The following is a 20154-nucleotide window of genomic DNA, read 5'->3' as shown; positions in this document are numbered from 1 at the left end:
GTGGATCGGATCCGCTGCCCGGGCACCAGGAGGTGGTGGCTTGGACCCGGCAGGACCCACACGACACTCCCTTGAGGCGGCGCCACGGATGAATACGCAGTCCCGATCCTCCCGAGCCGGGACTCCTAGTGCCGCATCAGACGACCTTTGCCCCGTAGTGACGTGACGCGCCGTTCGGATGCTGGTCCGGACGGCGCGGTGTCGCCAGGCTGTCTGGGTGGCAGAACGAGTACGTGGTCCGCGAGATCGATGACGACGAGGGGCAGCGCCTGTTGCGGACCATCCGCAGAGGCACGGGGTCGGTGGTGACCTGGCGGCGCGCCCAGATGGTGCTGCTGTCCGCGCAGGGTATGCCCGTGGCGAAGATTGCCGAGGTGACGTTCACGAGCGCGGACCGGGTCCGGGACGTGATCCACAACTTCAACACCGACGGCTTCGACTCCCTGTATCCGAAGTACAAGGGCGGCCGGCCCAAGACCTTCACCCTGCCCGAGCGGCGCGAGATCAAGAAGATCGCGAAGTCCAAGCCGGCCGAGCACGACCTGCCGTTTTCGACCTGGAGCCTGACCAAGCTGGCGGACTTCCTGGTCGCCGAGGGGGTGGTCGACGACATCAGCCACGAGGGCTTGCGCATCCTGCTCCGCGAGGAAGGCGTCTCCTTTCAACGCCTGAAGACCTGGAAGACCTCCAAAGACCCTGACTACGCAGCGAAGAAGGCCCGCGTCGAGCACCTCTACGCGATCGCCGACGCCGAGGTCATACCCGAGGAGGGCGAGCCCGAAGTCATCTTCTGCATGGACGAGTTCGGGCCGCTCAACCTGATGCCCCACCCGGGCCGGCAGTGGGCCGAACGCGGCGGCAAGCACAAGGACCCCGACCGCGAACCTCGCCGACGGCGCCGGGCCACCTACAACCGCTACGGCGGAGTACGGCACCTGTTCGCCGCCCTGGACCTGGCCAAGGACAAGCTCTACGGCCACATCAAGCCGGTCAAGAAGCGCACCCAGTTCCTGGAATTCTGCCGCTACCTGCGCAGCCTCTACCCGCCCCAGGTCCGTATCGCGATCGTCTGCGACAACTTCTCCCCGCACCTGACCACCAAGAAGTGCCAACGCGTCGGCACCTGGGCCGCGGCGAACAACGTCGAGATCACCTACACCCCCACCAACAGCTCCTGGCTCAACCGCATCGAGGCCCAGTTCACCGCGCTGCGCTACTTCACCCTCGACGGCACCGACCATGCCAGCCATAAGGAGCAGGGCAGCATGATCCGCCGCTACATCATCTGGCGAAACCGCCATGCCGACGACCAGCGCCTACGCGCTGTCGTCGACAGGGCTAACGCTGCCTGATCCGGCGCTAAACGCCGGTGGTGCCATCGATGCGTTCCCGGACCAGGTCGGCGTGGCCGTTGTGGCGGGCGTACTCCTCGATCATGTGGACGTAGATCCAGCGGAGGTTGACGTCCTGCTCCATGAAGCGGCCCGTATCGGTCAGAGCGCGGTCGGCGCAGTGCTCGCGGGCGCGGGCGATCTCCGCGTGCCAGGTGGCGAGGGCGTCGCTCAGGGTGGCGCCCTCAGCCACATCGAAACCACCGTCGGGGGCATCCGGGTCGGCCTGCGGGTCGTAGATGGGCGGGGCCTGTTCTCCGGCGAACACGCGGCGGAACCAATTCCGCTCCACCTCCGCCATGTGCTGGACCAGGCCGGTCAGCGTGAAGCCGGACGGCGGCACGGACGCCTCGGCGGCCTGCTCATCGTCCAGCCCCTCGCACTTCATGGCCAGTGTGGTGCGGTGAAAGTCGAGCCAGCTCTCAAGCGTCGTGCGCTCGTCGGCGTTCAGGGGCGGCATAGGGCGATCGAAGGCGCTCATCGGTCGATTATCCCCAGCGGCCGAAGCCGTCGACAGGCGGGGCCTCACTACAGGGCGAACGTTGCCTGATGCGGCACTAGCCACGTGCGCCCCGGCCCTTCGAGGAGTCGGCTGCCGACGGACGCGATGCAGCGGCACCATCTCTGCCCGGCAGGTGCGGGGAGACGCCGGACTCCGTGAAGGCGGCGTTGGTTGACGCCGCCGGGAGGACGGCCTCCCTACCTGCCTCGGGCACGGGAAACAGGTGCCCGTTCCCGCTGGCAGGTCCTACGGGGCCGAGTCGCCGTGGTTCGGATGCCGGGGGGCAGGTGCGGGTCACGGAGCTCCTCGGCCGGAAGCGGGACCTCCCGCTGCGCTACCCGCTCGTCGAACTGGTCACCCGCCCCGCTGCGGGCTCAACGGCTCCTGGGTGACCTGGTGGTGGAAGTCCTCGACGCGGACGACTGATGTCGCCGACCTCGGTGCGGAGCCTGAGTGTCGGGGCGCACCGAGCGGGTGAAGCCGGGGCGATGGGCCGCTGGCGCTGCCGGGAGAGAGCGCCACTGAACCCCCCCAGCCGGTGCCGTCGGGGGGAGAAGGCGTAGGGCGAGACGCTGATAGTTGCCCCGGGGAGGGCAGCCGCAGGCCGGAGTCCTACGGGCGTCCAGGACGGCGGGCCACGTCGGCAAATACAGCGTCTCCGGGATCGGCAGAGCAGCGGAGCCCGTGCGTCGTGGATCTGGATTTTCCGCGGAAAATTTCCCGCCCCCGAGTCGGGCAGATCTGACGCGGGGGAGAAGCTGAACCCCTCGCCGTCTCAATAGGTCTGCCTGTTCTCCCGGACCGGGGCCGGGAGGACGGACTTTCCTGCGTGGCTTTGAAGGTCTTGTCTGTTCCGCTTCCTGAACCCACCCCCTCGCCTGTGGCGAGTGCGGTGGGCGACGGCCGGAGCCGGTGTCACTGTGCGGACCTTTGGGAGTGGCATCTCCGCGAAGGAGCGTGATGTGGTTGCTGCGCTCACGCCACGCTTTGAGCTTTGAACACAAATGACGCCATTAAACCTGTGGCAAACCAGGCTGGCGTCGATGGCCTGCTCGCGAGAATCGGCGATGCGATGTCAGAAGCAGGCAGGCGGCGGCTTCGGGGGCTTGACCGTCCGTCATTCCGGCAGGGGCGCCGTTCCTGCGGCCGACCGATTTTCCGCGGAAAATCCGCGCGGATGTTGTCGGCACGACCATCGTGCGCAGCTCCGAGTCGGTCAGATTCGCGAGTCCGCTGCGGGGAATGGCTGCTGACGCCCTGGGCGGGGGCGGCGCGCCTACCGCCGCCGCCCCCCGTCCAGGGCCGGGTAGTGCAGCTCCAGCCCGAGCACGGCGGCCGGCGGCCGCTCGTGGTAGCGGACCCAGAACGGGGCCGCGCCGCGTTCGGCCTGGGGGCGGCAGTGGTGGCAGAGCAGGCCGCGGGTGAGGCCGGTGTGGGGGTCGTGGTCCTCGGTGTGGGCGGGGCGGCCGGGGGCGGGGAGGGAGCCGCAGATGGCGCAGCGGTGCTGGTGGTAGGCGAGGAGGCGTTCGGCGGGGCGTTGGTGGTGGTCGTAGGGCGGCAGTGGCCAGGACAGGTAGGCCGGGGTGGTGGCGTTCCAGCGCTGTTCCCACTGGGTCCACAGGCGTTGGCGGACGGCGCAGCGTTCGCAGTCCGCGGGGCAGCCGCCGTTGACGGGTGGGCAGTGCGGGGCGGTGTCGAGGGCGTGGCGCAGGTCGAGGCGGAGGCGTGAGAGGGGTGGGGCGTCCGGTGGGGCCCAGCCGTCGGGGCCGGGGGGTGGGAGGGGGTGGTCGAGGAGGACGGCGGGGGCCATGGCGAGGCGGTCGGGGGTGATGGTGTTCGGTTCGAAGATGAGTTCCGGCACGCGCGCGGCGATGGCTTTGACGATGCGTCCGGGCATGGTGTTGGAGTCCAGGCGGCGGCCGTTGCGGCTGGTGAGCAGGGGGCGGCGGCCGGTTTCGGGGTCGCGGCCGTCGACGCGGTGGGGGAGGTAGTCGGCGATGGCCTGCCAGACCTCGCGGGAGGGCTGGTGGGTGATGGTGCCGTCGCCCTTGGGGGCGGGGCAGGTGAGGGTGCGGATCCGGCGGTGCGGGTCCTCCTCGTTCAGGCTTTCCAGGTCGATGCCGACGGCCTGGCGGGGGCGCAGGCCGTCGAGGAGGAGGTGGACGAGCAGGCGGTCGCGGTGCGGGGCGGTGTCGTAGGGGCCGCGGCGGTGGCGTCCGGGCAGGATGTCGTCGGCCGCGTACTGCAGGGCGGCGGCCTGTTCGAGGGTGAGCGGGGCGGTGCGGGGCAGCGCGGTGGGGGCGGGGCGCAGGGCCGCGGCGTTGAACGGCGGTTCGGGGATGTGGCCGGCGCCGGCGGCGTAGGAGTAGTAGGCGGCGAGGGCGGCCAGGCGGCGGGCGGGGTTGTGCAGGGACACGCGCGGTGCCAGGGGACGGCGCGAGGGCCGGTCCGGGTTCGGGGGTCGCAGGGCGGGGGCGTACGCCCAGGTCGAGGCCGTCGACTCGTTGGCGTTCCAGGCGCCGATGCCGGTGGTCTCCTCGGTGAAGTACAGCCAGTCCCGGACGTCGGCCTCGTACCGGGTGGGCGTGGTGCCCTGCAGGGCGCGGCCGTGCTTGCCGAGGCCGGCGGCGAGCCACTGGGCGAGGACGTCGTACGGGTCGGGGCGGGTCACCAGGAAACTCTATGCGCGGGCGGGGGAGGCCCGCTGACTTGAGACCACGAAGCCCCAGGACGGCCCGATCGGCACCGGCCTCCGTGAGATGCGGGAGGGCCTCGGTGGGCCTGCTTTCCGGCTGTTTGCTGTGGATCAAGGTCAGAGCCTGGGCGACGCGCCCCCTCGGCGGAACGATCTGACCCCGGTGGAGTGCCGGTGCGGGAGGGCGTCTATGAAGCCGCCGGGCCCAGAACAGGGCGTGGCCGCTGTCGACCTCGGGCACGAACTCCTAGTCGGTCCGACCACGGTGATGGCGAGGCCGCGAAGGCTGCCTTGTGCGACCTGGTGGAGCAGCTTGAGGCCAAAGCCGTACCCCCGTCACGCGTGTCACACTCGGTTCCGGTCGCGGATCACCGCTCGTAGACCACCTCGGGGAAACGCGGTGACGGGCCGTCCAGGAGATGGTCGTCGTGGCCGCGCAGCCAGCGGTCGAAGAACGACGCGACGTACGAGCGGGTGGCCTGCACCGCGCGGTCCGGGCGGACGTCGCCGACGTCGGCGGTCAGCTTCGTCCCGCTGATCGCGCCCTGGCGGGCGAGCTGGGGCAGCAGGGACTGCGCGTCGGTGTAGGAGCCGTGGCGGGAGCCGGTGAGGGTCACGTCGGCGTGCCAGCCGGTGCTGTGCTGCCACAGGGCGTCCCAGCCGGGCTGCTGGTGGTAGCTGCCGGAGTCGGGGTCCTGGGTGCCCATGAGCAGGAAGGGCCGGGTCAGGCCGTCCTCGGCGACGCTGGTCGGGAAGACGCCGGTCCTCCCGTCCGGGCCGGGGAAGTGCAGCTGGCCGTCGAGGTTGACGCCGGCCTTGAGGCGTGGATCGTCGTGCATGGTCTGGAGGGCTGTGGAGCCGCCTCCGGAGTGGCCGACCATTCCGATCCGGTCGAGGTCGAGGGAGGCTGCGAGGCCGGCCGGCAGCTGCTTGTCGTGGCGTAGCCCGGCGAGCTGGTCCAGGACGAATCGGGTGTCGTCGACCCGGGTCTGCAGCATCTTGCGTAGGAGGGCGCCCATGTCGAGGCCGGGCTGGGCCATCAGCGCGGGGAGGACGGAGGTGGCGAGGTCCCCGTCGGGGAAGGCGACCTCGGAGGCGTCGTAGGTGTGGTCGACGGTGACGACGGCGTAGCCGCGCGAGGCGAGGTCCTCCACCAGGCCGGTGCCCCAGGTGCGCGGGTCGCCGAAGCCCGCCGAGTACAGCACGACGGGCCGTTTGCCGCCGGGGAGGGCGGGCGCGTCGGCGCGGGCGTGGGTGCGGATGCCTGCCCAGTCGGTGCGGCCGGGATCGAATTCGTGTTCGCTCTGGCCGACGCTCCCGGCGCTGCCGAAGTGATCGGCGGCAGCGGGGAGCATGTACGGCGTGCGGTCGTTGCCGGTGGCGGGCTGGGTGGTCGGGTACCAGAAGCTGATCATCAGCTTGCGGTGCTGCCCGGGCTTCCACGGGTCGTCCCGGTGGTCGTCCGTGAGCTGCAGGGACGTCGTGCCGACCGGGTACGGCCCGGTGGGCTGCGGCAGCCAGGCCCTGGCCTGCTGCCCGGTGCCCCGCTGCGGCGCCGCCACCGCGCCCGGCGCGCCGACCACGCCCAACGCCGCCGTCGCCGCCAGCAGCACCGCCGCCACGGTCCGACCTCGCCTGCTCATCGCCGTTCCTCCTCGTTCGGTTCCGTCTCGCCCTGAACAGGGGCGACGGTACGGGCGAGGAGGGGCGGAAACCGTCATACCAGGGTGTCAAGTCCTCTGTAGTACCCCGGTATGGCGGTGTCCGGCACCACAGGCCATCGGAGTGCCGGCCGGGGGCTGTGGGATCACCACCGCGGACACACCACACTCGCAGGCAAGCCATCCGCCAGCCGCGTCCCCAACCGCACGGGACAGAACACCTAGCCACCCATCCGCTTGATCCACTCGCTGCTGCCCGGCGGGTAGTCGTAGCCGGGGCGGTTGACGTTGGCGCTGGTGCGGAACGGGGTGCCCTTGTTGTCGATCGGTATGGTGCCGCGGCGGCTGCCGCTGGACCAGTCCAGCGTGAGGTCCCACCGGACGTCGTGCGCCTTGGTGTGCGCGGTGATGTAGAAGACCTCGGGGTCGGACTCGCTGACCTTGTACGGGAAGTCGCGCTGGCCGCCCTTGACGGTGATCACGGGACTGCCCCGGTCGAGGTCGATGTCGAAGGACTTGGTCTCGATCCCGCCGCCGCAGCCGACGCCCATCGAGTAGTCGTTCCAGGCGAGCGGCGCGCCCTTGGCCGTGACCCGCACGTGCAGCGCCTCCAGGACGACCGTGTCCGATCCGGTGCCCTGAACGGTGAGGGCGACCTCCTGCCCGCCGGCGGAGACCGCACCGTAGGCGGCGGCCCAGCGCGGGGCGTCGCGCTCGGGGGCGGGCGGCCCGACCTGGGCGGGGGCGCTGTTGACGAGGAAGTGCTGGCTGCACGGGTCGTTGTAGACGTACGGGCGGGTGCCGACGGTGAGCGGCGCGGGCCCGTCGGCGGACGGGGACGCGCTCGGGCTCGGGGCGGTCGCCGTAACGGCGACCGCCGGCGTCGCTGTGGCGGTCGCAACCGCGGTGGCGGAGGCGGACGGGGACGGTTCCGGTACGCCCGCCGTGCCCGCCGTGCCCGTCGCCCCCGTCGTCGCAGCCGTGGCAGCGCCCGGATCGTTCCCACCACCCCAGATCGTGGGACGCGTGACGACCACGACGGTGCCCAGCAGGGCGACGGCCGCGGCGCAGGCGATCAGCGCGCTACGGCGTCGCCGCGGCGGCGCGGGCTCCGCCACCACCGCGACGACCGGCGCCCCGCCCTCCTCCTCAGCAGGGGGTGCAACCGGGACAACCGGGATCGCCGGTGACTCCGCGGCCCGCTCGGCCCGCTCGGCCCGCCGCCCCCGGGCCGCATCCGCCAGGATCCAGCTCCGGTGCAGCTCCACGAGCTCCTCCGGAGTCGCCCGGCACATCCGTGCGAAGCGCTCCGCCGCCATGTACTCGTGCGGCAGCGCCGTGCCGTTGCAGTAGCGGTGCAGCGTCGACGTACTCGTGTGCAGCCGCTTGGCCAGCGTTCCGTAGCTCAGGCCCGAGCGGGTCTTGAGTTCGCGCAGCAGCCGCGCGAACTCCTCCGTCTCCGCGGCCCCCGTACCCTCCGACACCCGTCCCCTCCGAATCCCCGGTGTCCCGTTCCGGCGTTCCAGGCCCGTTCCACCCCCGCTGGTCAGAGCCCGGTTCGCCGTTCCACCCTACCCATCGTGCCGTCAGGTGTGGCGGCTGGGACGGATCGCTCCGCAGGCTTCGGTCATCCGATCGCCGCACCACCTGAGCGAACTGAGCGAATGCCGAAAGGGGCACGACCACATGTCCGTCCGCACCTCCCGCACCCGTCTGGCCGCCGCCGCCGCGAGCGTCGTGCTCGCCGCCTTCTCGATGACCGCGTGCACCGACGACGACCACGGGGACATCGCGACGTCAACCGGTCCGACGCTGAAGGCCGCCGCACCGGCCACGGCGCCCGCCACGGCGCCCACCTCGTCCGCCGGCGCCACCGGCGAGACCCCGGCTCCCGCGGCAACCACTGCGAAGCCCGCCCCGAACACCGCCCCGAACACCCCCGCCCCCAAGGCCCCCTCGGCCCCCGCACCCGCCAAGCCGAGCACCTGCGAGGGCTCCAACACCAAGACCACCGCCGCCCCGCTGAACCGCCCCGTGAACCACATGCTGCTCACGGTCACCAACACCGGCTCCGGCCCCTGCTACCTCTACGGGTACCCGGCCGTCCGGTTCGGCGAGGCCCAGTCCGTGCCCCCGGTCATCGCCGACTCGAAGCCGCAGGCCGTCGTCACGCTCAAGCCCGGCGAGTCCGGCTACGCCTCCGTCAACCTGTCCTCCACCGACGGCACCGACGGCTCGAACGGCTACACCGCCACGTCCCTGGCCGTCTACTTCCAAGGCCCCTCCGGCGACGAGAGTGTCGGTACGGGCGCCCACCCGTCGCTGCCCGCCAAGGGCGTCTACGTGGACGACTCCCTCAAGGTCACCTACTGGCAGCGGCTGATGGACGACGCCGTCTCCTGGTGACACCGCCACCACGTGAACAGCCGACCACCGCGAAAGCAGGCACACCACCATGCGCAGCACACCCCGCAGGATCGCCCGACTCCTGGCCGTCTACGCCGGCGCGGCCCTCCAGGTCCTCGTCCTCGGCAGCGCGGACGGCCCGGACCCCTCCCGCAAGCCGCCGTCCCCCGACACCGACGCCTGACGCCCCCTCACCACGCCAGGAAGCCTCCATGCCCCTACGGATAGCCATCACCGCCGAGCCGATACCTTCACACGTGTCCGCGCTCGACTACGTCATCGGCCCGGCCCTCGACCAGGGCCACGAGGTCACCCTCTTCGCCTCCCTCATGTTCCGCCTCGAAGCCCGCCGCCGAGGAGTGGAGTTCCATCGGGCGGGAACGGACTGGACCTGCGATCCCGCCGTCCAGCGGGCGGCGAGCGAGATCTGGAAGGAGTCCGGAAACGCATCCTTCAACCGCCATGTCTTCGGCCGGCTCTGGCCGGACCAGGCCGAAGCGAAGGCCCGTGACCTCATCACCGCGTGGACCGGGGCGCGGCCCGACCTGGTGATCGCCGAGTGCAGCGACCTCGGCGCGCACCTCGCGGCGAAGGCCCTGGACCTGTCCGTGTTCGCGGCGGACAACGGTCTCGGCCCGCTGCTCCTCGACCTCTGGGACACCGACATCGCGCCCGCCCTGACCCCCCTCTACGATCTACACGGGCAGGACACCCCCGAACTGCCCCCGCTGCTCGCCCCCGCCCCGGTCCACTGGTTCTACGACACGCCCCCGCCCACGGCGCACGCCGTCCGGCGCACCGTCGCGGCATTCCGGTCCACCCTCCCCGGACGGCTGGACCGCACCCCCTCCCCCCGCCCGCTCGTCTACGTGAGCCTCGGCACCCTGACCACCAGGATGTCCGGCCTCCGCGACGTCGTCGCCAGCGCGTACCGGGAGATCATCGCCGCCCTCTCCGCCATCGACTGCGACGCGATCGTGTCCGCGGGAGACCTCGCCGCGGACGTGGCCGGCCCGGACCCCCGCATCACGGTCGTCGAGCACGTCCCACAGCCCGCCCTCCTCCACGGCGCCGACCTGTTCGTCACGCACGGCGGCCGGGCCTCCCTGCTCGACGCGGTCCAGGGCGCAACGCCCGTCCTGGGCATGGGCGTCCGGAGTTTCCCGAGCTCGCGGCCCTGGCGAGGACGGCCACCCGGCTGCACCCCTACCTGGGGGCACCGACCGTCCACGACAGTTAGGTGGGCGGACCGGAGCAGCGGCTCGTGCGGCGTCAACGCGGAGCCCGGGCCGCGCCGCCGCGCAGGTGAAGTGCCGCCACGACGCGGCGGGGATCTGGTATCCCGGCCGAGACACCGACTCACCGGGAGCACAAGGCATGGGCCTCATCCAGATCGAACTGTTCGCGACCCTCGACCTCGTCGGGCAGGCGCCCGGCGGGCCCGACGAGGACCCGGAGGGGTTCCCGTTCGGCGGCTGGCAGGCGCCCCTGGTGAACGAGGTCACCGGGGCGCAGATCGTCGCCGCGTACGAGGGCACGGACGCCCTCCTGCTCGGCCGGCGGACGTACGACCTCTTCGCCTCCTACTGGCCGCACCAGAAGGAGGGCGAGATCGCCGAGCTCTTCAACCGCGTCCCGAAGTACGTGGCCTCCCGCGGCCGGGCGGACCTCCCGTGGGCCGGGTCCACGCAACTGGGCCCGGACCTGGCCGCGGCGGTGCGCGAGGTCCGGGAACGGCACCGGAACGTGAAGGTCGTCGGGAGCCTGAACCTGGTGCAGACCCTGCTGCGGGAGAAGCTCTTCGACCGTCTCGACCTCTGGGTGCACCCGATCACGCTCGGCGTCGGCAAGAAGGTGTTCGACGGCGGCGCGGTGCCCACCAACCTCACGCTCCTCCAGCCGCCGGCCGCCAGTCCGACCGGTACCGTGCACCTGCGCTACGGACTCGCCGAGGGCACGCCCCGCACCGGGGACATGGGTGCGCCCGACCGCGGCCTCGGAGAAGGCGACTGACGCCACCCGCCCCGCCGTCCGGCCACCGGCTGCTCCTTGTAGAAGGGGCTGCGAGGCGGTGGCTCGTCAGAGGGGGATGATGCGGGTGAGGCGTACGACGTGGCTGTGCGTGTCGATGACGTACTCGACCAGGCCGCGCCCACGGGGGATCGGGAGTCGGCGCCAGTCGCCGACGTTGTCGCGGGCGCTGCTCTCCGGCAGCCACGGGTCCTCGGCGATCGCGACCGTGAGCGCGACGACCGCGGAGAACAGTTCGACCGGCAGGCTGGGATCGGACAGGGCGTCCTGGACAGCCTCGGAGGGCAGAACCGGCCACAGGTCGTCCGGTTCCTCGCTACCCACGCGGCAGGTCCCCGCCTCGCTCGCGGCGCAGCCGTAGGACGTCGGCCATGGTGGTGGTGGACAGGGCGCCGTTGCGGGCGGCGGCGATGATGCGGTCCTGTTCGGGATCGGCGTCCATCTCCGCTTCGCACCACCAGCGGTTGAGGACCTCTTCCGCCCGGTCGATGGGGGCCTGGCCGAGTTCGCGGTAGAACTCCATCCGCCGGCCGCCCTGCAGCGCGGCGGCGATGCCGTCGGGGGTGCGGGGCACCCTGGGCTGCGGGGGGTGGTGGTACACGGGTTGGACACCCATCGGAATCCTCCTGCCTTGCCTCTCGCACCACACTATCCGGTGCCGGCCGGTCGCCCGAGCGCGCCCGACGATCAGTGGCTGTCGATGACGCGGGCAAGGCGGTCGGCTGAGTGACTTCGGTGTTCGTGCCAGCGGGCGGCGAGCGTGCTGAGGGGCCTCGAAGACCCCCGCCACATGCTGCTCAGCGCCGCCAGCGGTGGTACGCGTCCCACTCCTGGGTGATCCAGGTGCCGTCGCCGAGCGGCGTCACGTTGTCGACCTCGGGCATCGGGTACTCGATGCGGCCGTGCAGGGCGCCGGTGGCGGGGTCGGCGAGCCAGTGGCTGTGCTGCCTCCAGCGCTCCTCGCCGAACACGTACACCGCTGCCTCGTCGTACGGGTTGTAGAGCGCCACCAGCGCCGTGTCGTCGTCCACGAAGCCGCTCGGGCAGGAGATGTACGGGTCGTTGTGCACCGAGCAGTCGCCGGTGCCGGGGGCCGGGAAGTCGCTCAGGGCGAGCGAGGCGGTGACCTGGTAGGTGGGGAGGCTGTGCCAGCTGACGTCCCGTCCCCTGCGGTCGACGGTCATGCAGCGGGTGCGCCGTGAGTCCGTGCCCAGGTGGTCGCGTCCGCTCGCGGGTTGGCCGTCCCGGTCCTGCGGCGACTGCTGCCGGCCCAGGACGATGCCACCGCACTCCCAGCGCGCCTCGTAGCGCGTGTCCGGCCCCTGCCCGTCGGACACGGTCACGCCGATGATCTCGCCGTTCCCGTCCCGGAGCAGGCTGACGAACTGCCCGTAGCCGCCGCACGGGAGCATGCTCCGTGCCAGCTCCGTTCCCTCGGTGTCCAGGGTGAGGATCAGGGTGCGGTCGGGCAGGCCGGAGGGCAGCCGCAGCCAGATCCGGAGCTCCTCCTCGGTGCCGCCCGTCGGGGAGGCGTCGGCCGTCGAGAAGTCGAGGTAGCCCCAGCGCCCCACCTCCCACGCGCCGTACGGCTGCTTCCACAACGTCCTGCCGTCCGGGGCGACCGCGCGGTACTCGGTCGTGGTGCCGAAGACGGCGAACGAGAGGTCTGGGGCCACCCACTCCCTCGTCCACCGGTCTGGCGTCGGGGCCGGGAACTCGGCTGCCGGCTCCGCCTGTTCCCGCAGCTCGTAGATGCGCAGCGACTCGGCGCTGCGCACGTGCAGACGGGGTACGGGGCCGCTGGGGTCGAGGAGGGTCCGGGCGCCGCCGTCCCGGTCCGGGATCGGGTACGTGGCCACCAGCCTGGGTGTGATCGTCACACCGGCATCCTCCCGCAGCGGCCGCCGGCACCGGCTGGCGGGATCTTGGCGACCCAAGGCGTTGACGCCACTCGTCGGGCGAGCCCGGGGATCAGAGGATGGAGCCATCGCCGACGGGGGAACCCGGAACGGCCCACCGGACCCCGTCCTGACCAGCAAGAACAAGAGGAACCCCATGTCTGCCACCACGTCCGCCGAGATCACCAGCGCCGTTCTGAGCGTGCCCGCCGCAGCCCCGGCCGAGGCCGCCGCCCACTACGCCGCCCGTCTCGCCTTCGAGGCGGACGTCTCCGACGTCCACGCCGATCTGCTGTCCGGCGCACCCGGCATCGTGGTCGTCGACACCCGCGGCGAGGCCGCCTGGGACCAGGGCCGCATCCCCGGTGCCCTCCACATCCCCACCGCGCGGATCGCCGAACTCGCACCGCAGCTGATCGACCCGTCCCTGACCGTGGTCACCTACTGCTGGGGCCCCGGCTGCAACGGCGCGACCCGCGGGGCGCTGGCCTTCGCCCGCCTCGGCTACCAGGTCAAGGAGATGCTCGGCGGTTTCGAGTACTGGGCACGCGAGGGCTTCGCCTACGAAACCGCCACCGGCACCGACCAGCGCCCCGTCGACGACCTGACCGCCCCGCGCTCGGGCATCACCTGCGCATGCTGAACGACACCGCACGGCCGGGCGGCGTGATCCGCCCGGCCACCGCGGCCGACCTGCCGGCGATCGCCCGCCTGTGCGCCGCCCACGCCGCCTTCGAACGGGCCGAACCCGTGCCCGCCGACCTCGCCACCCGCCTGGAGCCCGTGCTGTTCTCGGCACACCCGCGGGCCTGGTGCCTCGTCGTCGACCGTGACGGCGAACTGATCGGCTACGCCACCTACTCCCGCGAGTTCTCCACCTGGCAGGCGGCCGACTACGTCCACCTGGACTGCCTGTTCGTCACCGAACCCCACCGGGGCGAGGGCTGGGGGCGCGCCCTGCTCACCGCCGTGCAGGACGCGGCGGCAGAGCTGGGCGCCGCACAACTCCAGTGGCAGACGCCCGACTGGAACACCGACGCCATCCGCTTCTACCACCGCGCGGGCGCCCAGGCCCGCCCCAAGGTCCGGTTCTCGCTGGCGCCGGCCTAACGCTTCCGCAGCGCCACGACCACGCCGATCAGGGACAGGAGCACGATCGCCGCGCCGACGTATCCCAGGACGTTGACGGCGGTGCCGCCGCCGAGCATCCACGAGCCGGCCCAGGAGCCGGCCGCGTTGCCCAGGTTGAAGGCCGACGCGTTGGCGGCCAGGACGAGCGTCGACCCGCCGCCGGCGGCGCCCAGCGCCCATGCCTGCAACGGGGGCACCAGGGCTCCGGAGGCCACGCCGATGAGCAGCACGGCGATGCCGGTCGGCCAGGCGTGCCGGGCGCCCGCGCCGATCACCAGGAGCATCACCGCCAGGACGGCCAGCATCCCGGCGATCGTGCCGCGCAGCGACCGGTCGGCCAGCCGACCGCCCAGCGCGTTGCCGAGGAACCCCCCGAAGCCGAAGACGAACAGCATGCCGGCCGCCAGGGACTCTCCGAAGCCGGTGAGGTCGCGCAGCAGCGGGGTGATGTAGCTGTAGAGCAGGAACCAGCCGGTCTGGGACACCGCCGTGACGCCCATCGCCCACAGCACCTGGGGCCGGCCGAGCACCTTGAGCTCGGTGGCCACCGACACCTTCTGCCCGCCACCCAGGCGATGGCGGAGGCCTGGCGGTTGGGCGGCGAGAGCCGCAGCGCCAGCATGATGCAGGCTGCCGCGAAGGTGCTGTGAGTGAGCGCCGCGACGGTGCGGGCGCCCAACAGCATCGTGAAGCTGGGCGCCAGGGCGCCGAGGACGTTGGCCACCGCGAAGACGCCGAGCAGCGTCAGGGCAAGCGGCCGGGGTGCGAAGCGGGCGGTGAGCACGGTGATGATCGGACCGCCGACGGCCACCGCCAGGGCGTAGGCCGTGAGCAGCCGGCCGGCCTCGGCGACGGTGACGTGCAGGTCGGACGAGACGTCGAGCAGCAGCCCGATCAGCGCGAACTCCGCCGAGCAGAGCGCGAAGACGGACAGCCCGAGGGCCATCAGCGGGATCACCGAGAAGCGTCCGGCGGGGCGGTCACCGTCCGGCACCTCTGCCACGGGTGTGGGTGCTTCGGGTGGTGCCGGTGTCGCGGACTGCGGGTTCGTAGGGGCGGACAAAACGGGGACCTCCTAGCGGTTCGGCCGAGCGCGTGGTCGGTGTGGACGACCAGGCACCGGGGCCAGAGCGGGCCGTGGTGCGCCGAGGGTCTGGCGACTCGATCTAGGTCGACTCCACCTTATGTCGTTTCGACATATCGAATCGTAGAAGCACCGCGCACGGAGGTTCAAGTGAATTCGGCGACCGGCCGACATGGCCGACACAGTCGACCCCGGCTGACGCCGTCTCAGGCGAGCGGCTCTCCGCCTCGCTCATGAAGCCTTGGCCGGCGGTCGGCGCGGCCCACCCGACGACTCGGCCCGCCTGGTCGATGGCGACCAGGCGGGCCGGGAGACAAACGGCGTCGAAGGCTTTCTACTCGGGGGCGGCCCTCTCGAAGGTCGCGTCGTCGCAGTCGATGCCGAGGTCGGCGAGCAGGCCGCGGATCAGGGCCTTGATCTGGTCGCGGATCGGACGGACGGCCTCCACGCCCTGGCCCGCCGGGTCCTCCAGCTTCCAGTCCAGGTACCGCTTGCCGGGGAAGTAGGGGCAGGCGTCGCCACAGCCCATGGTGATCACCACGTCGGAGGCCTGGACCGCCTCGACGGTCAGGACCTTGGGGCCGCGGCGGCTGCCGCGAGTTCGTCGAGCGTGCTCCGGAGCCACTCCAGTTCGGCACGCGAGGTGGCTCGGGCGATCAGCAGCACCCCCTTGCGGAAGGGATCGTCGACATCGTCCGCCGCGAGCGGGGTGTCGCCGTCGTAGAAGTAGCTGCTGGGTTCGCTGAGGAAGGCGAGGCGCCGGCGCAGCACGGTCGCCTGGGCGCCGGGGTCGGGCAGGTGGCGCAGGAAGGCGAGCAGCACGAACCAGCGGTTCTCGTCGGTGATGAACGGCTCGGCGGGCTCCCGCAGGTTCCGCTGCAGTTCGGCCCGGCCGGCCTCGGTGAGGCTGAGCACGTGCCGGGGGGCGGCCACCGTCCCGGGCTGCGCCTCGCGGGTCAGCAGCCCAGCCGTCTCCAGCCGCTTGATGGCCGGGTACAGCGTGCCGTGGCTGACCGCCCTGACGTGCCCTGACAACCGCGCGATCCGGACCCGCAGTTCATAGCCGTGCAGCGGCTCCTCGTACAGGAACCCGAGGATGGCAAGGTCCAGCAAGCTCGACATGGTCGGAGTATAGGCCGGAGCCGCCATATGCCGGTCCGACGCATCCCTGCCCCCGGCGGTGGGTGGTGTCGGCGGCCGCCTCGCTGCGTGAATCGCCGCCGCCCGCCACTGCTCACCCCACGCCGGCGATCCTTACGGCTGCGTCCTCGGTACGGTGGGGACCGATCCGGAGACGAACAGCGGCTCCGACGAGACGATGTTCGGGTGGCCGGAGCTAGTGATCATCACCACGGCCTGATAGTCGAAGTTGTGCGGGTCGGTCACCTGTGCCCAGGCGACTCCAGAGCACAGCACATCGACTGTCGCCTTGCCGTCGTGGGCGGGCTTCGAGGCACGGCCGACGACGGTCCCGTTCGTTGTCGTGAGGTACGCGCTGACGGGATGTACGTTCTGCGCGCGGTAGTCGACCTGGACAGAGTCCTTGCCCACGGGCACGCGGTAGACGGCCAGCGTGTTCGGGTCGGTCTGCCCGGCGATTCGTTGTCCGCAGGTGTCCGCCGCCGCCGGCGTCTCATGGCTGCACGCGGCGAGCAACGGCACGAGCGAGATGGCGAGCAGAGCGGCCTTGCGCTTCAGGGGGGTGCCTCCTCACGGTGGGCCCCTCTGGTGTCCCAGAGGGGCTTCATCGCGTTGGACGTGGGGGCTCAGGCGCAGGTTCCATGCGTTGAGGATGTCGGGGGCCTCCGTCCGGAAGAAAGAGCCTCCCCCATCGCGGACGCGATGCCGCGGGCCTGCCGGGTGCTGCTGCCGGAGATGCTGAACACCAGCGCCCCGGAGTCGGGGGTGTGAACTCACGGGTACGTCCGCACAATTGGGCGGAGCGACCCACGGGTTCCTCCACGATGCGGCGTGAGATTCCGCGAACCTGTCGGGTTTCTTCGTCAGCGGCACAGGCCGACGCGGCAGGCGGCGCTCGACGCGGGCGGCCGCGCGCTGCTCTCATGGTCCTCGGGACGGCAGGTCACGTACGCCCCGGGTGGCACTCATGACAGCGCACACCATCATCGGTCTGGTCGGCATCCTCATCGTGGCGGCCGTGCTCGTCGCCGTTGTCGCCATCTGGCGCACGGGCTCGCCCTTCCCCCCGCTTCCCGACCTCCCCCCGCCCAGGCCGGACTGCGCCACCTGCGGCCACAGCCCCGGCGAGCACTACTCCAGCGGCAGCTGCTCCGTGCGGGTCTCGGCCTCGGGGGACATCTACGACGGCGCGGGTGACTGGGTCGGCTACCGGAACGAGAAGTACTGCCGCTGCTCCACCTACCGCCGCTCGTAGCGTGCGGCGTCATCAGCGCGTCGCCGTCGCCGTCGCCGACGCCGGGCCCGCGTCGTCGCTCCAGGCCGGGGGCGGCCCGTTTCGAGGGACGGATTCGGGTCAGGCGTGGCGGGCGCCTGCCACGGGGCCCGAACCGGGTGCCAGGTGGCGGCGGACCGGATTCGTACTATCTCCGGCCGCCCGGTTCCGGCAATGCTTGGCATGGCGCGGACAACTGGTCTCGGCGCTCGCGTCAAAGCCCTCCAGAATCCGTTCGGAGAGAGGAACCAATGCGATCTTCTTTGGCAAGGGCATTCGTCACCGCGGCCGCCGCCGTCGGGATCGCCGCCAGCAGCCTCGCGGGCGCGAGCGCGAGCGTCGCGGCCCCCCAGCAGGCCGCGAAGCCCGCGACCAGCAGCCTGCGCGTCACCGTCCTGTCGGTGAACAACCTCGGCCTGAGTACGGACCGGGCCAAGAACTGGCAGAGCTGCCTGAACGCCTGGGGCTTCAACGCCGGTTCCGTCGACGGGCAGCTCGGCCCCAACAGCTGGGCGGCGGCGCAGCGGATGCTCAACGCCTGGGGCTACAACGCCGGTTCCGTCGACGGGGACCCCGGGCACAACACGATCACGGCCCTGCAGTTCCTGAACGCCCTCAACTACAACGCCGGAACCGCCGACGGGATCGCCGGACCGCAGACCAGGGCCGCGTTCTGGAACTACAACGCCACCGGCTGCTGAGCCGATCCGCAGTGCGGACGTAGGGGTCCGGCCGGGCGCGACCGCCCGGCCGGACCGGCACCGGGGGCGGAAACCTCCCACCGCACTTCAGCGGGAGGTGTGAACCCGCCGCGTTGCTCCGAACGGGTGGTGGCCGGGTTCGACGCCGGGGTGTGGTGGGCAGAGCCTTCGGCATGACGACTCCCACCCGGCGCCACCGCCGTAGCCGCCGTCCGGACGCCTTCACCGCCGCCGCTCCGGTCCGTGCCGCGCGGCCGTCGGCTCCGGCCCGGCCGGGCGGCAGCGGGTGCTGCCGGACCTGGTCCAGCGAGCACATCAACCCGGGCGGCACGGTGGTTCGAACCACCTGGCACGAGCCCGCCTGCAAGACCCGGGGCTGAGCTGCCGGCCGTACGGCGAAAGGCCCCGACCGTACGGGCGAGAGGCCCGGCCGTACGGGCGAGAGGCCCGGCTGTACGGGCGAGAGGCCCGGCCGTCCTAGCGGGCAACCGCATCATTCGGGTCACATCTTGAACAAAGTAGGATGACTCAACTCCCGCGCTACGCGCGAAGAGTTGCACAAATATGTCATTTGCCCGAATTATCTCCCGCTTCACACGCACGGAGCCACCCACATGGACAACCCGTCCACCGCCGTTACCGACGGTGCGATAGAGACCCGCGGTATCGAACCCGTCCCCGACCACGAGCGCCGGGGCAGAGTCCGCGAGCTCTTCCCGACCTGGGTCGCGGCGAACATCAGCGTCCTGCTGCTCACCATGGGTGCCGCCCTGGTGGTGTTCAACCAGCTGAACTTCTGGCAGGTCCTGATCGTCGCGGCGTGCGCCGCGCTCGTCTCGTTCGGCATGGTCGGCGTGTTGTCGGTCTCCGGCAAGTGGGGCGGGGCTCCGGGCGCGACCCTCTCGCGGGCCACCTTCGGGGTGCGCGGGAACCTCTTCCCCGGCGCGATCCTCTGGATCGCCCGCTTCGGCTGGGAGACGATCAACGCCGTCACCGGTGCCTACGCCGTGCTGACGGTGCTCGACCTGCTCTTCGGCATCAAGAGCAACACCGCGCTGATCGTGATCACGCTCTTCGCCTTCGTCGCCTGCACCTTCCTGGTCTCCGGCATGGGCCGCAAGGCGCTGAACGTCTGCAACACCTGGTCGACGTACCTCTTCGGCGTCTTCAGCGTCCTGGTGCTGGGCTACCTGATCGCGACCATGCACTGGAGCGAGGTCTTCTCCAAGCCCGCGGGCACCACCGCGATGATGATCGCCGGCATCGGCACCATCGCCGCCGGCGGCATCAGCTGGGTCCCCACCGGCCCGGACTTCGCCCGCTATCTGCCGCACGCCGCCTCCGGCCGGAAGATCGTCGGCGTGACGGTCTCCGGCGCCGGCCTGGTGATGGTGCCGATGGTGCTGATGGGCGCCGTCATGGCGGTTGCCTCGCCCGGCCTGGCGCAGGCCGCGGACCCGGTCTCCTTCCTCGGCGACCTGCTGCCGACCTGGCTGGCCGTGCCCTACCTGCTGACCGCGATCGTGGGCATGCTGCTGATCAACAGCCTCTCCATGTACTCGGCCGGCTTCACCGCGCAGACCATGGGCGTCAAGCTGCCGCGCGCCATGGCCGTCAGCATCAACGCCGTGATCTCGCTGGTCGGCGGCCTGATGCTGATGCTGGTCGCCAAGAGCTTCCTCGGCTCCTTCATCACCTTCCTGATCCTGCTCGCCGTCTCCTTCTCGGCCTGGATCGGCGTCTACGCGGTGGACATGTTCCGCCGCCGCTCGCGCGCGGTGCGCTATGACGCCGACGCGCTGATGGACACCAGCAAGGGCAGCCGGTACTGGTACGTGGGCGGCTTCTGCTGGCAGGCGATGGTCTCGTGGGTCCTCGCGCTGCTGATCGGGCTCGCCTTCACCAAGTGCGACTGGTTCGCCGGTCCGTTCTCCGGCACCCCCGTCGGCAAGTACGGGCTCGCCTGGGCGGCGACCATCGTGATCTCCGCCGTGATCATGGCCGTCCTCCCCGCGCCCCGGGAGAACACCCCCGCCGCCGACGCCGCCACCGCCGAGCAGCCCGCCGGCCTCGACGCGGAGCGGACCGAACGGGTCACCGTCTGACCGCGTGACCCGACGTCCGTCGCCGGAAGCGGCCCGGGGGGGGGGCGCGGGGGCGGGGAGCCCCGGCCCGGCGGCCGCCCCGGAAGGGAGAGGAGCGCGGCCAACAACCGAAAAACCAAATAACCCCCGCACGCCG

General features: G+C 71.6%; 20 protein-coding genes and 2 pseudogenes. 10 read left to right on the top strand and 12 right to left on the bottom strand.

Annotation, left to right across the window (positions count from 1 at the left end):
* The first annotated feature begins 269 nt into the window (after positions 1-269).
* Positions 270-1352, top strand: a complete 1083-nt coding sequence (locus tag ACIG5E_RS29870) for an IS630 family transposase (protein ID WP_396538638.1) — start codon at positions 270-272, stop codon at positions 1350-1352.
* A 7-nt stretch (positions 1353-1359) separates the two neighbouring features.
* Here the strand turns inward: ACIG5E_RS29870 and ACIG5E_RS29865 are convergent, their stop codons facing one another.
* The 4 genes from ACIG5E_RS29865 to ACIG5E_RS29850 form a co-directional block, all read right to left on the bottom strand.
* Positions 1360-1872, bottom strand: a complete 513-nt coding sequence (locus tag ACIG5E_RS29865; RefSeq protein ID WP_396538582.1) for a DinB family protein — start codon at positions 1870-1872, stop codon at positions 1360-1362.
* Positions 1873-3169: 1297 nt separating this feature from the next.
* Positions 3170-4564 (bottom strand): endonuclease domain-containing protein, encoded by a 1395-nt coding sequence (locus ACIG5E_RS29860; RefSeq protein ID WP_396538580.1) that lies wholly within the window; start codon positions 4562-4564, stop codon positions 3170-3172.
* Positions 4565-4956: 392 nt separating this feature from the next.
* Positions 4957-6231, bottom strand: coding sequence for an alpha/beta hydrolase family protein (locus ACIG5E_RS29855; protein WP_396538578.1), 1275 nt, complete (start codon positions 6229-6231; stop codon positions 4957-4959).
* 239 nt (positions 6232-6470) lie between these two features.
* On the bottom strand, positions 6471-7733 hold the full coding sequence (locus ACIG5E_RS29850) for a helix-turn-helix domain-containing protein (RefSeq protein ID WP_396538576.1): 1263 nt from the start codon (positions 7731-7733) through the stop codon (positions 6471-6473).
* 202 nt (positions 7734-7935) lie between these two features.
* On the opposite strand from ACIG5E_RS29850, the gene ACIG5E_RS29845 reads away from it, so the two are divergent.
* From ACIG5E_RS29845 to ACIG5E_RS29835, 3 genes are all read left to right on the top strand, one after another.
* Positions 7936-8655 (top strand): DUF4232 domain-containing protein, encoded by a 720-nt coding sequence (locus tag ACIG5E_RS29845; protein ID WP_396538574.1) that lies wholly within the window; start codon positions 7936-7938, stop codon positions 8653-8655.
* Between the two features lie 49 nt (positions 8656-8704).
* Complete coding sequence (locus ACIG5E_RS29840; protein ID WP_396538572.1) at positions 8705-8839, top strand: hypothetical protein; 135 nt, start codon at positions 8705-8707, stop codon at positions 8837-8839.
* 1193 nt (positions 8840-10032) lie between these two features.
* Positions 10033-10668 (top strand): dihydrofolate reductase family protein, encoded by a 636-nt coding sequence (locus ACIG5E_RS29835; protein WP_396538570.1) that lies wholly within the window; start codon positions 10033-10035, stop codon positions 10666-10668.
* A 66-nt stretch (positions 10669-10734) separates the two neighbouring features.
* On the opposite strand, the gene ACIG5E_RS29830 is transcribed toward ACIG5E_RS29835, so the two are convergent.
* From ACIG5E_RS29830 to ACIG5E_RS29820, 3 genes are all read right to left on the bottom strand, one after another.
* Positions 10735-11010, bottom strand: a complete 276-nt coding sequence (locus tag ACIG5E_RS29830; RefSeq protein ID WP_396538568.1) for a hypothetical protein — start codon at positions 11008-11010, stop codon at positions 10735-10737.
* Positions 11003-11302, bottom strand: a complete 300-nt coding sequence (locus ACIG5E_RS29825; protein WP_396538566.1) for a hypothetical protein — start codon at positions 11300-11302, stop codon at positions 11003-11005. Before ACIG5E_RS29825 ends, ACIG5E_RS29830 begins: the two co-directional genes overlap by 8 nt.
* 181 nt (positions 11303-11483) lie before the next feature.
* The gene (locus ACIG5E_RS29820) at positions 11484-12566 is read right to left on the bottom strand and encodes a hypothetical protein (RefSeq protein WP_396538564.1); all 1083 of its coding nucleotides are present in this window, start codon (positions 12564-12566) and stop codon (positions 11484-11486) included.
* Positions 12567-12741: 175 nt separating this feature from the next.
* Here ACIG5E_RS29820 and ACIG5E_RS29815 point away from each other — a divergent pair, with 175 nt between their 5' ends.
* Both ACIG5E_RS29815 and ACIG5E_RS29810 read left to right on the top strand, forming a co-directional pair.
* The gene (locus ACIG5E_RS29815; RefSeq protein ID WP_396538562.1) at positions 12742-13227 is read left to right on the top strand and encodes a rhodanese-like domain-containing protein; all 486 of its coding nucleotides are present in this window, start codon (positions 12742-12744) and stop codon (positions 13225-13227) included.
* The gene (locus ACIG5E_RS29810) at positions 13221-13694 is read left to right on the top strand and encodes a GNAT family N-acetyltransferase (RefSeq protein WP_396538560.1); all 474 of its coding nucleotides are present in this window, start codon (positions 13221-13223) and stop codon (positions 13692-13694) included. Before ACIG5E_RS29815 ends, ACIG5E_RS29810 begins: the two co-directional genes overlap by 7 nt.
* Here ACIG5E_RS29810 and ACIG5E_RS29805 read toward each other — a convergent pair.
* The 5 genes and pseudogenes from ACIG5E_RS29805 to ACIG5E_RS29785 form a co-directional block, all read right to left on the bottom strand.
* Complete coding sequence (locus ACIG5E_RS29805; RefSeq protein ID WP_396538636.1) at positions 13691-14344, bottom strand: MFS transporter; 654 nt, start codon at positions 14342-14344, stop codon at positions 13691-13693. The two genes, ACIG5E_RS29810 and ACIG5E_RS29805, sit on opposite strands and share 4 nt — an antisense overlap.
* A 30-nt stretch (positions 14345-14374) precedes the next feature.
* Positions 14375-14661: pseudogene (locus ACIG5E_RS29800) on the bottom strand (MFS transporter); the annotation flags it as partial.
* 472 nt (positions 14662-15133) lie between these two features.
* Positions 15134-15391: pseudogene (locus ACIG5E_RS29795) on the bottom strand (hypothetical protein); the annotation flags it as partial.
* Positions 15367-15921 carry a PadR family transcriptional regulator gene (locus tag ACIG5E_RS29790; RefSeq protein ID WP_396538558.1) on the bottom strand — a complete coding sequence of 185 codons (555 nt, stop codon included), beginning with the start codon at positions 15919-15921 and terminating at the stop codon, positions 15367-15369. The gene ACIG5E_RS29790 and the pseudogene ACIG5E_RS29795, both read right to left, overlap by 25 nt.
* Before the next feature lie 132 nt (positions 15922-16053).
* Positions 16054-16461, bottom strand: a complete 408-nt coding sequence (locus tag ACIG5E_RS29785) for a hypothetical protein (RefSeq protein WP_396538556.1) — start codon at positions 16459-16461, stop codon at positions 16054-16056.
* Between the two features lie 445 nt (positions 16462-16906).
* Between ACIG5E_RS29785 and ACIG5E_RS29780 the strand changes: the two genes are divergently transcribed.
* The 4 genes from ACIG5E_RS29780 (at position 16907) to ACIG5E_RS29765 (ending at position 20018) form a co-directional block, all read left to right on the top strand.
* Positions 16907-17194, top strand: coding sequence for a hypothetical protein (locus ACIG5E_RS29780; protein ID WP_396538554.1), 288 nt, complete (start codon positions 16907-16909; stop codon positions 17192-17194).
* A gap of 281 nt (positions 17195-17475) precedes the next feature.
* Positions 17476-17913 (top strand): peptidoglycan-binding protein, encoded by a 438-nt coding sequence (locus ACIG5E_RS29775; protein ID WP_396538552.1) that lies wholly within the window; start codon positions 17476-17478, stop codon positions 17911-17913.
* 173 nt (positions 17914-18086) lie between these two features.
* Entirely contained in the window at positions 18087-18293 is a 207-nt protein-coding gene (locus ACIG5E_RS29770; RefSeq protein ID WP_396538550.1) for a hypothetical protein, read from the top strand.
* A 234-nt stretch (positions 18294-18527) separates the two neighbouring features.
* Positions 18528-20018, top strand: coding sequence for a purine-cytosine permease family protein (locus tag ACIG5E_RS29765; RefSeq protein ID WP_396538548.1), 1491 nt, complete (start codon positions 18528-18530; stop codon positions 20016-20018).
* Positions 20019-20154 lie beyond the last annotated feature (136 nt).

Source organism: Kitasatospora sp. NPDC053057 (assembly GCF_044546945.1).
GTDB lineage: Bacteria > Actinomycetota > Actinomycetes > Streptomycetales > Streptomycetaceae > Kitasatospora.
This window is presented reverse-complemented; position numbering and strand designations above follow the sequence as displayed.